Origin of the sequence: methane-oxidizing endosymbiont of Gigantopelta aegis, from assembly GCF_016097405.1 — a bacterium.
Classification (GTDB): Bacteria; Pseudomonadota; Gammaproteobacteria; order Methylococcales; family Methylomonadaceae; genus Methylomarinum.
In genome coordinates, this window is record NZ_JAEHGD010000003.1 from 72,659 (window position 1) to 86,573 (window position 13,915).

12 protein-coding genes are annotated in these 13,915 nt (G+C 47.4%); 4 read left to right on the forward strand and 8 right to left on the reverse strand.

The genetic code is table 11. From position 1 onward, the window contains the following. Positions 1–8: 8 nt before the first annotated feature. The 3 genes from ppnN to apaG are packed head-to-tail and all read right to left on the reverse strand — an operon-like array spanning position 9 to position 2,559. Positions 9–1,376, reverse strand: a complete 1,368-nt coding sequence (gene ppnN, locus JEU20_RS14235; protein ID WP_198246807.1) for a nucleotide 5'-monophosphate nucleosidase PpnN — start codon at positions 1,374–1,376, stop codon at positions 9–11. Beyond that, positions 1,373–2,182: a symmetrical bis(5'-nucleosyl)-tetraphosphatase gene (locus tag JEU20_RS14240; protein ID WP_198246808.1), complete on the reverse strand. Its 810-nt coding sequence runs from the start codon at positions 2,180–2,182 to the stop codon at positions 1,373–1,375. The genes ppnN and JEU20_RS14240 overlap by 4 nt, the downstream gene beginning before the upstream one ends. Next, on the reverse strand, positions 2,182–2,559 hold the full coding sequence (apaG, locus tag JEU20_RS14245; protein WP_198246809.1) for a Co2+/Mg2+ efflux protein ApaG: 378 nt from the start codon (positions 2,557–2,559) through the stop codon (positions 2,182–2,184). Before apaG ends, JEU20_RS14240 begins: the two co-directional genes overlap by 1 nt. A gap of 86 nt (positions 2,560–2,645) precedes the next feature. On the opposite strand from apaG, the gene JEU20_RS14250 reads away from it, so the two are divergent. From JEU20_RS14250 to JEU20_RS14265, 4 genes are all read left to right on the forward strand, one after another. Continuing rightward, positions 2,646–3,182 (forward strand): ankyrin repeat domain-containing protein, encoded by a 537-nt coding sequence (locus JEU20_RS14250; RefSeq protein WP_198246810.1) that lies wholly within the window; start codon positions 2,646–2,648, stop codon positions 3,180–3,182. Next, positions 3,172–4,542 (forward strand): UDP-N-acetylmuramate:L-alanyl-gamma-D-glutamyl-meso-diaminopimelate ligase, encoded by a 1,371-nt coding sequence (gene mpl / locus JEU20_RS14255; protein WP_198246811.1) that lies wholly within the window; start codon positions 3,172–3,174, stop codon positions 4,540–4,542. Before JEU20_RS14250 ends, mpl begins: the two co-directional genes overlap by 11 nt. 224 nt (positions 4,543–4,766) lie before the next feature. After that, a complete protein-coding gene (locus JEU20_RS14260; protein ID WP_198246812.1) occupies positions 4,767–8,882 on the forward strand; it encodes a hypothetical protein in 4,116 nt (1,371 codons plus the stop codon). Further along, positions 8,854–9,729 carry a lipase family protein gene (locus JEU20_RS14265; protein ID WP_198246813.1) on the forward strand — a complete coding sequence of 292 codons (876 nt, stop codon included), beginning with the start codon at positions 8,854–8,856 and terminating at the stop codon, positions 9,727–9,729. The genes JEU20_RS14260 and JEU20_RS14265 overlap by 29 nt, the downstream gene beginning before the upstream one ends. A gap of 37 nt (positions 9,730–9,766) precedes the next feature. On the opposite strand, the gene JEU20_RS14270 is transcribed toward JEU20_RS14265, so the two are convergent. The 5 genes from JEU20_RS14270 to nth all read right to left on the reverse strand — a co-directional run bounded on the left by JEU20_RS14270 (position 9,767) and on the right by nth (position 13,913). After that, positions 9,767–11,242 (reverse strand): methyl-accepting chemotaxis protein, encoded by a 1,476-nt coding sequence (locus tag JEU20_RS14270; protein WP_198246814.1) that lies wholly within the window; start codon positions 11,240–11,242, stop codon positions 9,767–9,769. Further along, on the reverse strand, positions 11,239–11,781 hold the full coding sequence (locus tag JEU20_RS14275) for a PAS domain-containing protein (protein ID WP_198246815.1): 543 nt from the start codon (positions 11,779–11,781) through the stop codon (positions 11,239–11,241). Before JEU20_RS14275 ends, JEU20_RS14270 begins: the two co-directional genes overlap by 4 nt. A gap of 68 nt (positions 11,782–11,849) precedes the next feature. After that, on the reverse strand, positions 11,850–12,599 hold the full coding sequence (locus tag JEU20_RS14280) for an IS5 family transposase (protein WP_198244898.1): 750 nt from the start codon (positions 12,597–12,599) through the stop codon (positions 11,850–11,852). A 183-nt stretch (positions 12,600–12,782) separates the two neighbouring features. Further along, on the reverse strand, positions 12,783–13,175 hold the full coding sequence (locus JEU20_RS14285; protein WP_198246816.1) for a glycine zipper family protein: 393 nt from the start codon (positions 13,173–13,175) through the stop codon (positions 12,783–12,785). Positions 13,176–13,277: 102 nt separating this feature from the next. Beyond that, positions 13,278–13,913, reverse strand: a complete 636-nt coding sequence (nth, locus tag JEU20_RS14290; protein ID WP_198246817.1) for an endonuclease III — start codon at positions 13,911–13,913, stop codon at positions 13,278–13,280. Positions 13,914–13,915: the final 2 nt, after the last annotated feature.

Sequence of the window (13,915 nt, forward strand, 5' to 3'; positions counted from 1 at the left end):
TGTACATGTCAACGGATGATTTTGTAACATGGCTGGTAAACGCTGCCAGGCAGTTTCATCCGTTTCTCTCTGACAAACGACGCTAACAGATTATCGACGGCGGCCATAATGTCGCTGTCGCCACTGATTTCGAAATGTCCGGATTCCTCGATGCGGCGAATTCCCTCCTCTTTGACATTACCGGCGACGATACCGGAAAAGGCCCGTCGTAAATTAGCTGCTAATTGATGCGGTGCTTGCTGTTTACTCAAGTTTAATTCGGCCATGGCCTGATGGGTCGGATCGAACGGTTGCTGAAAGACAGGATCAATCTTTAACGACCAGTTAAAATAATAGGCGTCTTTTTGTCCTTTTCGATATTCTCTGACCTGGTGCAGGCCTGCCAGCATTTCCCGTCCAACCCGGGCAGGATCGTTGATGATTATTTTATAACGCTGCTGGGCTTCAAAGCCTAGCGTGTCGCCAATAAAATGATTGATTTGTTTAAAATAATCAGCCGAGCCTGCAGGCCCGGTAAAAATCAACGGAAATGGAATTTCAAGGTTATCAGGGTGCAATAAAACCCCGAGTAAATACAGAATTTCTTCAGCCGTACCGGCACCGCCGGGAAACACAATAATGCCGTGGCCACAACGGACAAAGGCTTCCAGCCGCTTTTCAATATCCGGCATGATAACCAGTTCGTTGACGATAGGGTTGGGCGATTCTGCGGCGATAATACCCGGCTCGGTAATGCCGATATAACGACCATTTTTCATGCGTTGTTTGGCATGTGCAATGGTCGCACCCTTCATCGGCCCTTTCATCGCGCCCGGCCCACAGTCGGTGCAAATATCCATATCACGCAGCCCTAAATGATAACCGACCTCTTTGCTGTAACGGTATTCAACGCCCGAAATAGAATGGCCACCCCAGCACACGACGAGCTTAGGTTCAATATGCTGGCGAATAATATCGGCATTGCGCAGAATATGAAAGACCGCATCGGTAATGGCATCCGAGGCTTCAAGATTGAAGGCCGGATTGCCGATAATTTCATTTTCGACATAAACAATATCGCGCAACACGGCAAACAAGTGCTCGCGAATACCGGCAATAATTTTGCCATCGACAAATGCTTCGGCAGGTGCATGTTGTAATTCGAGCTGAATACCGCGTTCTTCAGAAAATACTCGAATATCAAAATCGGGATAACGCTCGAGTAGAGCTTTGCCGTCGTCTAAATCACTGCCGCAGTTTAAAACGGCCAGCGCACAGTTACGCAGCAGGCGATACAAGCCACCTTGGCTGCTGTCGAGCAAATTATGAATTTCAGCGCGTGACAGGATGGCCAGGCGATTTTCAGGCGCAATTAAGGTATTGAGAGTCTGAGTCATGATTGTTTACAGCGGATAGAATATTTTTTGATGGTTTTGCCCAATTTGATTGCTGTCAATTCGCCGCCCCACAAACAGCCGGTGTCGATAGCATAGCAATTATAGCCATGATAAAAACCGAGCGTTGACCAATGGCCAAAAATGATGGTGTCTTTTTGAGTTTTACGATCAGGTACCATAAACCACGGCATTAAATGATCGGGTTGGCTGCCGGGCGGGCCGTTATAATGGAAGTCCAGCCGACCCGAGGCATCACAGTATCGCATGCGGGTAAAGCAATTCACCACAAAGCGTGTCCGATTGAAGGGTGACAGGTCTTCAGACCAGATATCGGGTTTATCACCGTACATGTGTTTAAAGAAATCGGCATAATGCTTGCCTTGCAATATGCGTTCAACCTGGCGTGCCAGTTTTTCCGCTTGTTTAATGCTCCATTGCGGGGCAAGCCCGGCATGCAATAAATTGAATCCTTTGTCTCGGTGCAGCAGGGGCCTGTGGCGGAGCCAATGAATCAATTCATCACAGTCGGGCGCGGCCAGAACCGGGCCGAGTGAGTCTTTCGCTTTCAGCTTGCGCTGATTGACGGCGGTGGCAATTAAATGTAGATCATGATTGCCAAGTACACAGATAGCTGCATCACCTAATGATTTAATAAAGCGCAAGGTTTCCAGCGATTTTGGCCCGCGGTTAACCAGGTCACCGGCAAACCAGAGTTGGTCATGTCCAGGATCGAACGCAATTTTATCCAACAGGCGACGTAACGAATCATAACAGCCTTGAATATCCCCAATGGCGTAAATTGACATCAGTGCAGGACACGCGGAATAGACAAGGTGAATTTTGGAATGGCTGTATTAAACTGCTCGCCGTCGCTGTTTTCCATTAAATACTGTCCCTGCATGACGGCGACCGGTGTTTCGACAACGGCGCCGCTGCTATAGCTGAAGGATTCACCCGGCTGAATCAAGGGTTGCTTGCCAATAACGCCCTCGCCGGTGACTTCCTGTATTTTACCGTTGGCGTCGGTAATCAACCAGTGCCGACTTAATAACCGGGCGCTAAGCTGGCCCTGGTTTTCGATGTGAATGGTATAAGAAAAGACATAGCGATCATCATCCGGTGATGATTGCGCTTCAATATAACGGGGCTTAGCCGTGACAATTATTTTATTTTTTTCGCTCATAAAGACGATGTTCAGCTATTTTCTGATAGGGTTTATACTGTATTTTAGCATTATTCCCGAGACGAGCTGTTTGCCGACCCTTAAAAATGAAAATTCTGTTTTATAGTCTGATCGTTATCTACGCACTGAGTGCCAATGCCGAAGACTTTAATGATCTGTTTCGCGCTGCCACCGATGGCAATACCGAACGCCTGCAATCATTGCTGGCACAGGGGCTGGATGTCAACGCGAAATCGGCGACCGGCCGAACGGCGTTGATGGGCGCTTGTTATAATGGTAATCTTCGTAATGTTAAGGTATTGCTTAATTATGGCGCCGATGTGAATGCGGCGGATAATACGGGCAATACCGCACTGATGGATGCGATTCGATTTGCCGATAAAGCCTTGATTCAGATATTGATTGCAGCAGGGGCCGATGTCAATGCGGTGGATAACAATGGCCTGACCATTCTGGCGCGTGCCAAAAAGATAGCCCCGGCAGCGATTATCAAGCTGTTAGAACAAGCCGGCGCTAAGGAAACATTAAAAACAGAGACCGAAACAGAAGACGACGCAACTGAAGAAAAAAAAGACGATAATGCCAAGGACAACCCCCCCAAAGAGGCTGACAATGCACAATAAACAACCCCCTTACCATCATATCCATATTTTAGGTATCTGCGGTACCTTTATGGGGGGCCTGGCCCTGATCGCCAGGCAATTGGGGTATCACGTTACCGGCTCCGATCACAATGTTTATCCGCCGATGAGCACGCAACTGGAGCAACAAGGCATCGCACTGATGAATGGCTATCGTGCCGAAAACCTGGATAGCAAGCCCGATCTGGTCGTCATCGGAAATGCCTTATCACGCGGCAATCCAGAAGTCGAAGCGGTATTGAACCGAGGCTTGCATTATGTGTCAGGCCCGCAATGGTTGTCCGAACATGTGTTGCAGGACAAATGGGTACTGGGCGTCGCCGGTACTCACGGCAAAACGACTACCACCAGCATGTTAGCCTGGATTCTCGAAGCTCAGGGTTTCAATCCCGGTTTTTTGATTGGTGGCGTGCCATTGAATTTTGGCTTGTCCGCCCGCCTGGGTGAATCGGATTTTTTTGTCATCGAAGCCGATGAATATGATTCGGCCTTTTTCGACAAGCGTTCTAAATTTGTTCATTACCGGCCACGAACCGCGATATTGAATAATTTAGAATTTGATCATGCTGATATTTTTCCCGATCTCGAGGCGATAAAAACACAATTTCATCATCTGGTGCGCACCATTCCCGGCGAAGGCTTGATTATCACGCCAAAAAATGAACAAAACGTCGCTGATGTGCTGGAAAAAGGCCGTTGGACACCGGTGGTAAAAACCGCTATCGGACAGCCCGCCGATTGGCAGGCAAAATTGCTGAAAGTCGATGGCAGTCAGTTTGAAATCATCTTCGAACATCAGTCGCAAGGCATCATTGACTGGGCTTTAACGGGCGAACACAATGTTTACAACGCCCTGGCGGCTATCGCAGCGGCACGCCATGTCGGCATCCTGCCCGCGGCGGCAATTAGCGCCTTGCAGCGATTCAAGAATGTCAAACGGCGGATGGAAAAAATTATCGAGACCCAAAATATTACGGTTTATGATGATTTTGCTCATCACCCTACCGCCATCGAAACCACCCTCACCGGATTGCGTAAGCAGGTTGGCGACGAACGTATTATTGCCGTCCTGGAGCCGCGCTCCAACACCATGCGCATGGGTATTCATACGAAAACGCTGGCTCATGCTTTGAAAACGGCAGATCTGGCATTGATTTATCAGCCGGAAGGATTGGACTGGGACTTATCGTTGTTGCTCAATTATGCCGATAATATTCAAATTTGCAGTCGGCTGGATGATATTACCGCCCAGCTACAAGCTGAGCGAAAAGCGCACGCTGTATTGATGAGCAATGGTAGTTTTGGGGGTATTTATCAAATGCTGCGTGCATGTTTGACATAAAGCTGTTTGTTTTTCCTGTAAGCGGTGATGATTGGGCTCGACTGAGTATAAATAAATAGACACAGAGACCACAGAGCGTACAGAGTTATGCGGTTGGCACGGTTTCATTCTCTGTGTTCTCAGTGGTCTCTGTGTCGATAAATGAGAGGCCAGATTGCCTGTGAATAATGAGAAGTTACCCGTTATTAACATAAGCCATTGATAAACAATATATAAATAGTTTTATGGCACTGCAATGGCAAGGCTGGGTTAATGGCTGTGACACGCTGGAGATTATCATGCGTTTTTTCATTCTGTTTTTTTTAATCATATTTAACGCAACAGGATACGCATTGTCACCAGAACAGGTGCCGGAACCGCTGAAACCCTGGATAGACTGGGTGATCGATGAGGATAAGGATTTCCAGTGTCCGTTTTTTTATCACCGCTTTAAACAAAAACAATGCCGCTGGCCGGGGCGTTTGCAATTGACGCTGAATGATAGCGGTGGCCGCTTCAGTAGCCGGTGGACATTATACCGCGATGCTTGGGTCATCCTGCCGGGTGATGACAAACATTGGCCGCAGAAGGTGCGTGTTAATCAAAAGCCATTGCCAGTGGTGAAAAAAAATGGCAAGCCTGCCGTATTTTTAAGCGCGGGTCAGCATCACATTGAAGGCCAGTTCCGCTGGGGGCGATTGCCGGATCACTTAGGATTGTATGCCGACACCGGTTTGATTGAGATTGATGTGAATGGCAAAAAATTTGTTGATTATAGTCTGAAGCAAGGTGCAATCTGGTTACATCAATCTAAAAAAGCCGGCCTGATGCCACCTGAAAACCGATTGCAATTACAGGTTTTTCGCAAATTGATTGATGATGTGCCTCTACAAATGGAGACTGTGCTCCAGCTCAATGTCGCCGGGACACCTAGAGAAGTCGTTTTGACACATGCTTTGTTGCAGGGGTTTGTCGCCGTCGATTTAGGCAGCCCGCTGCCGGCGCGGTTGGAAAACACGGGCAAACTGCGGATTCAAGTCAGGCCAGGACAATGGACAGTCCGACTTAAAAGCCTACATCCTAAAGACATCAAACAACTCGGGCTGGCGTTTCAGGATGCTGCCTGGCCGGATTATGAAATCTGGTCATTTCAACCCAATCGTGCCTTGCGCTTGCTGGAAATTAAAAACGTTCCTGCGGTTGATCCCTCACAAACCAGGCTCCCAGTCGCCTGGCGTCATTTACCTGCTTATCGTCTTGAGCAAGGCGATGCCATGGTGTTTAAGGTGTTGCGACGCGGAAATTTACAGCCTGAGCCCGATAAACTCACACTAAAACGCAGAATCTGGCTGGACTTTGCGGGTACAGGATATACCATTCAGGATGCTATACAAGGGCAGCTACGCCGGAGCTGGCGCTTAAAGACCTGGCCTGAAATGCAACTGGGGCAGGTTAAAATAAACGGTAAAACGCAGTTGATTACCCGGTTGCATGAACAGGATCCGGCCGGTGTTGAAGTTCGCCAAGGATATCTGAATCTAATGGCCGATAGTCGGATTGAAGGGAATATTAGTGATTTGAGTGTGAGTGGCTGGATGCAGGGTTTTCAGCAGGTGAGTGCTGAATTGAATATTCCGCCGGGATGGCGGTTATTTTATGTCAGCGGCGTGGATAACCAGCCTGACAGTTGGGTTGGGCATTGGACCTTACTCGATTTTTTTATGGTGCTGATTAGCGCATTGGCGGTTAGCCGGTTATGGAATAAACGCTGGGGTGCATTGGCCTTGTTGATGCTGGTATTGACGGCGCATGAACCCGGTGCACCACATTTTATCTGGTTGAATTTACTGGCGGTGATTGCCCTGTTACGGGTATTGCCAGAAGGCAAGTTTGCCCGCGTACTACGCTATTATCGGCATTTAAGCTGGCTGGCCATGCTGGTTATTTTAATTCCGTTCATGATACAGCAAGTGCGGACGGCCTTTTATCCGCAATTGGAAAAACCGTGGCAGCCGGTCGCGCCGCAAATCAGGGCGCTTGATAGCCGTTCGGTGGCCGGTATGGATGAAAGCCGCGTTGCCATCAGCGAAGCAATGCCGAAGCTCAGTACCCGGCCGCTCAAAAAATCAAGGGATTTCAGTGCGGAAAGGAAGGATAAACAAGCTCCACTGGCGCAATTTGACCCCAATGCCAATTTACAAACAGGACCGGGGCTGCCGCAATGGCAATGGCATAAAACGCAGCTGACCTGGAATGGCCAGGTTGATTCCAGACAGCGGCTGCAACTGTGGTTTTTATCGCCGAGCATGATGTTTGTGTTGAAATGGGTACAGTTGTTGTTAATTATCGCTCTGCTATTACGCCTGCTCGATGTCGTGCGTAAGCCGGAGAATTGGCCCCTGTCTGGCCTTAAATGGATGTTGATTCTACCGTTGCTGTTCGGCTCTGGCAGCGACAGTTTTGCTGATTTACCCAATCAAAAATTATTGCAGGAATTGAAAAACCGTTTGCTGAAAGCGCCGGAATGCTTGCCCGCCTGCGCTCAGATTGTTCGTATGAGGTTGTCCATTGAGCCTGAAAAGCTCGCGATTGATCTCACAGTGCATGTGCAGTATGACACCGCGATACCCTTACCCGCACAGGCAGGACACTGGATGCCGGGGCATGTCAAACTAGATGACCAGGAAAGCCAGGTCTTGATGCGGGATAAGAACGGTGTGCTATGGGCTTTTGTGCCGGCGGGCATTCATCAACTGCAACTGACCGGCATCTCGCCACGGCGTGATAAATTCAGTCTGCCATTGACATTGAAACCCCATTATGTGGAATCCCGGCAGCAAGGCTGGCAAATTCAAGGCGTGTATGCTGATGGTCAAAGCGATAAAGTGTTGCAGTTCAACCGCTTGCAACGGCTTGAAAAGTCACCGGAATCCCGCTTGCAGCCTAGCGAACTACCGGCCTTTATTCGCATTGAACGGACCTTGAATTTAGGTTTGGACTGGACGATTACAACACAGCTTGTGCGATTAAATAACAGCCATGCCGCAGTCCATATTCGTTATCCGCTCCTTGCTGGCGAATCGGTTACAAGCGCAGGTATTCGGGTTAAAAATCAGCAGGCTGAGTTGATACTATCCGGTGAGCAGCGACAGCTGATTTGGCATTCGGTTTTGGAAAAACAAGACAAAATTGAATTGAAGGCGGCGCAAACCACACAGTGGACAGAGCTTTGGCGTGCTCGCATCAGTCCAACCTGGCATGTCGATTTATCGGGTATCGCCGTGATTCAACAACAGAATGCACGTGGAGAGTGGCTGCCCGAATGGCGTCCTTGGCCGGGCGAAAGCGTGTTGCTGAGCATCCGTAAACCACAGGCCGTTGCCGGCGCAACGCTGACCATTGATGAATCGAGGCTTAAAATAAAGCCGGGAAAAAGAACCGAACAGGTTGAGTTTACGATGCAGGTTAGAAGCTCCAAGGCCCAGCAGCACCGAATTACGCTGCCGCCACAGGCTGAGCTGCAAAGCGTGTTGATCGATGGCAGGCGGCAACCCATCCGCCAGCAAGGACGCGAACTGCGCCTGCCGATCAGCCCCGGAGAGCAAACCATAGCGTTAAATTGGATGACGCCTTCAGGTATCGCGCCCATCTATACAACACCGGTGATTGATTTGCAGCAAGCCAGTGTCAATTACCATATCAATCTGCAACCTGGGCAAGATCGCTGGATATTATTAACCTTAGGGCCAGATTTCGGCCCGGCTACCCTGATTTGGGGTGTCGTCATCGTATTGATTTTTTTAGCCTTCGGTTTGGGCCAATCGAGACTCACTCCTATCAAATCCTGGCAATGGTTTTTATTATTGCTGGGTTTAAGCCAGGTTCCGGTTGCAGCGGGTATATTGGTGGTATTTTGGTTATTAGCATTGGGCGTCCGCGGCAGGGCTAATGTGTTAGCCTTACCTTATTTTAATTTTATTCAAATCTGTTTAGGGTTGTTGACTTTATTGGCGTTGGTGCTGTTGTTTTTTGCCGTACAACAGGGCTTACTGGGTGTACCCGATATGCAACAAACTGGGAATCAGTCTACTGCATTCAATCTGAACTGGTATCAGGATCGCAACCCGCCTGTTTTGCCTGTTGCGACGATTATTTCCGTGCCATTGTTAGTTTATCGCGGTTTAATGTTATTGTGGTCGTTATGGTTAGCGCTTTCTTTGCTGAATTGGCTGCAATGGGGATGGCAATGTTTTTCAGCACAGGGTTTGTGGAAAAAACCGCCGCTCAAGCCTAAAAAGCCATTGGTGGTTAAAGATTCGATAGAGAAAAATCATGCTGATTCGGATAAAAATCACTGGTGATGCGCAGCAGGTTTCAGGCAACATTAAAGGGGAAAGCGATATGTCACAATTAACATTCAATATGCAAGCCACAGGGTATGATCCACAAAATGCCTTGTCATTAGCGCGCTTATCGGAATTAGCCTATGAAAATGAGCCCGCTATCTATGCACAACTGACGCAATGGAGCTTTCCGAAGCAGTATTTTTTTAATCATGCGGGTAGTGGAACTCAAGGGTTTGTCGCGGCAAATGAGCAGCACTTGGTTATTGTATTCCGAGGGACTGAAATGACAAAAATCAAGGATTTGATTACCGATGCTAAAATCAAGTTGATTCCCGGGCCATTTGGTCAGGTGCATCGTGGTTTTGAGGCGGCATTGGATTCGGTTTGGGCTGAAATTTCGCAAAAAATTGCCGAATTCCAGCATAATCAGCAAGCTATATGGATAACTGGGCATAGTTTGGGTGGCGCATTGGCCACATTGGTCGCCAGCCAGTTATTGGCTGACAATAAACTTTTCCATCAGCTATGCAACTTTGGCTGCCCGCGTGTGGGGGATGTTGAATTTGCATCGAACATGAACCAACTCGCCCAAGGTCGCTGTTTTCGGGTGCGTAACAATAACGATATCGTGACCCGCATTCCGGTTGTCGGTTTATTCTTTTACCGTTATCGGCATATTGAAAAATTGATTTATTTTGATAGTGACGGTAATCGGTGGGATAGCATCGGTTTCTGGGGACTCTTGAAAGAGCATTTGTCGGGGCATATCAATGCGATTGGGGAGTTTGGCGTAGATGATCTTGATGACCACAAAATTAAAACGTATCTGGATGTTTTGCAGCGCGATAACATGGTTCAGTAAAAAAGCCGGTCATCATTGAAGACCGGCTTTTGTAAGGTCAGGATTGGTGTTGATGTTTTTCTTCAACCATTTGGTCGATTAGCTGCATAACATCATTACTGGCTTGCTCGGTTTGTTGCATGGCACCCAGAATGTTTTGGAGCAGTGATGCATCTTGCTGCCAGTTTTGTCGTGAAAATTGATAGGCTTGCTGGGTGAATGAATGCACCTGTCCATGTGGCCCAGAGAGCTTGCTATAGGCAACGGTGTGGCGGAATTTCTCGTAGCCGACGCCGGAGTCATACCATTTGCCCAGCCGACAATTGTGATGATCAACCTGAATGGCCTGAGCCTGAGGCAGATCATCCGGCCCTTCAATTGCCATATAACCATTTTGTTTAAACACAATGTGATCAAGTTTGGTCAGCAAGGCAAAGCATTTATCCTTGGCATAACTGATATAGCCGACCGATTGTTGAGCTGAGTGTGATAGATCTGCAAATTGTTGTTCGAATTCACCGACCTGAGTCATGATTTCCTGTGATAAGCGCGTTGAATTTTCCGCTTCCTGGAACATTTGTTCAACCCGGCGGTTAAAGGAATTTAAGGTTTGAGAGACTTCCAGCGCCGCATTTTTAGTGTGTTCCGACAGGTTTTTGACTTCATCGGCCACTACGGCGAAGCCGCGGCCGTGTTCACCCGCTCGAGCCGCTTCAATCGAGGCATTCAGCGCTAAAAGATTGGTCTGGTCGGCGATGCCGGTAATCATGGATAAAGAATCGGTGACTTTTTTACTGTCTTCAATCAGAGCAGCAATGACGCTGCTGACTGACATGATATTGTCATTGATATGGGTTAAGGAGGTACCGATGGTGTTGACGGTGGCCAGGCTGTTTTCGGCATTACGCCCGGTATCGGTGGCGATTTCCTCGACCTTTTGCATTTGTTCGGTAATATTGATCAGATCATTCTGATTGCCTTTTAAGTTGTCGAGTAAATTACCGGTGTTGAGGCTATGTAAGCCGGCAGACAGACGATTTTTAATAATGAGCGTTTCATTTTCTTTAATGTGCTGAACTGCCAGATTGATCTGTTTGGCTGATTTCTGTAATACGCCGGGAAAGCCATCGGCCAGAACAGGACGGATATGATTTCCCTTGGCTACCTGATCAAAACAGGTGGTGATTTCTCTGAAATAAGATTCGACAATATCCAGAAATTCATTCAGCTCCCAGGCGATTTTGCCCATTTCACCTAAGCCTTTGGTTTGCGTGATTCGATGGTGCAATTCGCCGTGATTGGCTTTAACCAAAACTTCCTGAATCTGGTTCAAAACCTCAAGATGTGGAATCGTCATGATTTTAAACCAGAGCGCAATGCCTGTAATCAGCAACATGAATATCAAGTCGACCCAGGAAAAACCATGCAAATAGGTATCGGCGCTAAATTGAAGGATATTCAAAATGATGATAATGCTTACAGCAAGCGTAATTTTGGTCTCAAAAAAGGGAATGTTTGCACTTTGTGAGTTCATACCACACCTTCAGGTTTGTATAGATTCATGACGAGACTGGCATAATCTTTAGCCCCACTTTGCTTGACTACATCAACCAAGTAGGCGATGGATTTTGATGGGGCATCTTTAGCTGAGTTTTGTCGTTCGATAGCCAGCATTTCCTGATAGATCGGCGTTATGGTGTTAATTGCTGATTGCGGGGGCTTACGTCGCACAGAATAATAGCCGACCAATTTACCATTAATATCGTAATCGGGTGTTATATTGGCGAAAACCCAGTAATATCCCCCATCAGCGCATAAGTTTTTTACGAAGCCTGAAAATTCTTCCCCGGCTTTTAGGGTGTCCCATAAAAAACGGAACACGCCTCGCGGCATATCGGGGTGGCGGATAATATTATGTTGTACACCGAGCAATTCAGATTCCGGATAACCGGCAATTTCCATAAAAATGCGGTTAGCATAGGTGATTCGGCCGCTGGTATCTGTTTTGGAAACAATAAAATCATCCTCACCGAGGCGGCGCTCATGTTGGGTCGGCGTAATATTGGGTTTCATAGTGCTAGCCTTTATTTTTTAAGTAAATTTAGCGTTATTGCGATTTTAAATTAGGGGCTGTTGCCATTTCACATAGGTAACCATAAAAAGGCGCAAGCCAGAGCGATAGAGCCTTCAAAATTTCGTTTGAGTTTGTCATATCGCGTGGCGATCGCTCTGAAATGCTTAAGTCTTGCAAACACATTTTCAACGAGATGGCGATATTTGTAGAGACACCAATCCATTTCATCATTTCCCCGAGTTGAATTCTTTTTTCTTGGGATAACAGGAACAGCCCCTTTGTCTTTAATTTGAAGACGTAATGCTTCACTGTCATAGCCTCTGTCAGCAACTATATAGTCACCTTTTGGGAGCTCTGCAACTAATTTCGGTGCTTCTTTACAGTCATGAACTTCGCCGCCTGTCACTGAGAAATGAATAGGAAGACCACAGGCATCAACGGCCATATGAATTTTACTGGTGTTCCCGGCGACAGATTTCCCTATCGCTGTTTCTTGTTCACAGGCCGCACCACTACTATGCTGATGTGCTTTCACAATACTCCCATCAATAAATTCCCATTCCAGGTCTGGGTCAACAACCAGGGCGTTAAAAATACCCATCAGTTTTTCTTTACGAGACCAGTCATTGAATCGTTTATATACCGCATTCCAATTACCAAAAGCCGTGGGTAAATCTCTCCAGGGACAACCTACTCGCAAGCGATAAAAAATACCTTCGACTGTTTTTCGAAGACAAGGTTTGTCATAAATTCCCATTTTCAACATAATTATCTTCAGTTTCTCCCAAAGTTCATCCGTAAGCAGTTGTCGCGGCATAGTTTGCTTGTTTTTGAGTCAAAATAAACAATCTATGTGGCGGAGTTATTGAATTTCAAGGGGGATTTTCAAAACGGCAACAGCCCCTATAGACCGCAATCAGAATAATGTAAGAAAATGCTGATTTTTTCAGGTGGATGAACACCAGAAAAGAATGGGACACATCCGTGTGTCGGCAGGGCGTTAATTAACAACGTAGTGTCCACGATGGCGCATGCAATTTATATAGGCTCTGCGGTATTGCTCGTCAGATTCAAAGCCTTGTTTGGATGCACCGCCAATACCGCCGATTGTCGCACCATAGGCCGCGCCTTTGCCTGGGTCACCGGAAATAGCGCCTAATGCCGCACCAGCGGCTGCGCCGACCAGACCGCCGACCGCTGCACCTTTTGCGGTTTCGGTATAAACATTACCCGATGCACGTGCGGCCAGTTGCTGGCATTCGGCCATGTCTTGATTGAGGCGATAAGCGTTCGGGTCACCATAAGGGTCCACCGTAGGACTCCATCCGGTTTGACTGGCGCAAGCCGATAACAAAAGGCTGCTGATAAGCACTAAAAGCGATTTTTGTTTCATAAGGTTCTCCTGATAGATGGTTGACGCGACAAATTTGCCATAATACAGCTGAACCAATGCTGACTTACATTAATACCATTAAAAATGGATGTTAGTTTATGATTATTCAAGTATTTTATCGGGATATTCGCATAAATCTTCAATCACACAACTGCCACAACGGGGCTTGCGGGCAATGCAGGTATAACGGCCGTGCAAAATCAATAGGTGATGAGCGTCTTTTTTATGTTCTTTAGGCGTCACTTTTTCCAGTTTTTTTTCCACTTCGAGCACGGTTTTTCCGGGCGCCAGGCGGGTGCGGTTACAGACTCTGAAAATATGCGTATCCACAGCAATAACTGGGTGGCCAAATGCGGTGTTTAAAATGACATTGGCTGTTTTTCGGCCGACACCGGCTAATGCTTCCAGCGCATCTCGTGTGTCAGGCACTTCGCCGTTATGCTTTTCAAGCAGGCGCTGACAAAGTTTGATGATATTGGCCGCCTTGCTGTTAAACAGGCCGATGGTTTTAATGTAGTGTTTTAAGTCCTCTTCACCCAGTGCCAAAATAGCTTCTGGTGTGTTGGCATGTTTAAACAACTCTTTAGTTGCTTTGTTGACGCCCTTATCCGTTGCTTGTGCCGAAAGTACGACAGCTATCAACAATTCAAACGGTGTGCTGTATTCCAGCTCGGTTGTCGGTTCCGGGATTGCCTTGGCCAGACGGTCGAAGATTTGTTGGCGTTTTTTTTGATTCATAG

Bases quoted from the DNA above. Each gene is read 5' to 3' on its own strand.
- ppnN (WP_198246807.1), bottom strand. From the start codon at position 1,376: ATGACTCAGACTCTCAATACCTTAATTGCGCCTGAAAATCGCCTGGCC.
- JEU20_RS14240 (WP_198246808.1), bottom strand. From the start codon at position 2,182: ATGTCAATTTACGCCATTGGGGATATTCAAGGCTGTTATGATTCGTTA.
- apaG (WP_198246809.1), bottom strand. From the start codon at position 2,559: ATGAGCGAAAAAAATAAAATAATTGTCACGGCTAAGCCCCGTTATATT.
- JEU20_RS14250 (WP_198246810.1), top strand. From the start codon at position 2,646: ATGAAAATTCTGTTTTATAGTCTGATCGTTATCTACGCACTGAGTGCC.
- mpl (WP_198246811.1), top strand. From the start codon at position 3,172: ATGCACAATAAACAACCCCCTTACCATCATATCCATATTTTAGGTATC.
- JEU20_RS14260 (WP_198246812.1), top strand. From the start codon at position 4,767: ATGGCACTGCAATGGCAAGGCTGGGTTAATGGCTGTGACACGCTGGAG.
- JEU20_RS14265 (WP_198246813.1), top strand. From the start codon at position 8,854: ATGCTGATTCGGATAAAAATCACTGGTGATGCGCAGCAGGTTTCAGGC.
- JEU20_RS14270 (WP_198246814.1), bottom strand. From the start codon at position 11,242: ATGAACTCACAAAGTGCAAACATTCCCTTTTTTGAGACCAAAATTACG.
- JEU20_RS14275 (WP_198246815.1), bottom strand. From the start codon at position 11,781: ATGAAACCCAATATTACGCCGACCCAACATGAGCGCCGCCTCGGTGAG.
- JEU20_RS14280 (WP_198244898.1), bottom strand. From the start codon at position 12,599: ATGCCGCGACAACTGCTTACGGATGAACTTTGGGAGAAACTGAAGATA.
- JEU20_RS14285 (WP_198246816.1), bottom strand. From the start codon at position 13,175: ATGAAACAAAAATCGCTTTTAGTGCTTATCAGCAGCCTTTTGTTATCG.
- nth (WP_198246817.1), bottom strand. From the start codon at position 13,913: ATGAATCAAAAAAAACGCCAACAAATCTTCGACCGTCTGGCCAAGGCA.